1 pseudogene is annotated in these 359 nt (G+C 66.9%); it reads left to right on the top strand.

From position 1 onward, the window contains the following. Positions 1-359 (top strand): annotated as a pseudogene (locus EN807_RS33340) (asparagine synthetase B); the annotation flags it as partial.

The following is a 359-nucleotide window of genomic DNA, read 5'->3' as shown; positions in this document are numbered from 1 at the left end:
GAATAGCCGGCGTCTGGCGAAAGCGGGACCCGATCGGCGCCGGCGACCTGTCGGACATCGCCCGCATGATGCAGGCGCTGGCGCATCGCGGGTCGGACGACCATGACAGCTGGAGCAGCAGCCGGCTCGCCCTGGGTCACCGCCGGCTTGCCATCATCGATCCCTCTCCCGCCGCCCGCGAGCCGATGCTGACCGCATGCGGCAAGGGCGTGCTCGCCTACAATGGCGAGGTCTACAACTACCGCTCGCTGCGCCAGACGCTCGAGGCGGAAGGCTGTATTTTCCGCAGCGTCTCCGACACCGAAGTGGTTCTGCAGGCCTTGCATCATTGGGGTCCTGAAAAGGCGGTGCCGCTGTTC

It is taken from the genome of Mesorhizobium sp. M5C.F.Ca.ET.164.01.1.1 (genome assembly GCF_004792125.1).
GTDB lineage: Bacteria > Pseudomonadota > Alphaproteobacteria > Rhizobiales > Rhizobiaceae > Mesorhizobium > Mesorhizobium wenxiniae.
The sequence above is the reverse complement of the archived record's forward strand: the minus strand, read 5'-3'. Positions and strand labels throughout refer to the sequence as shown.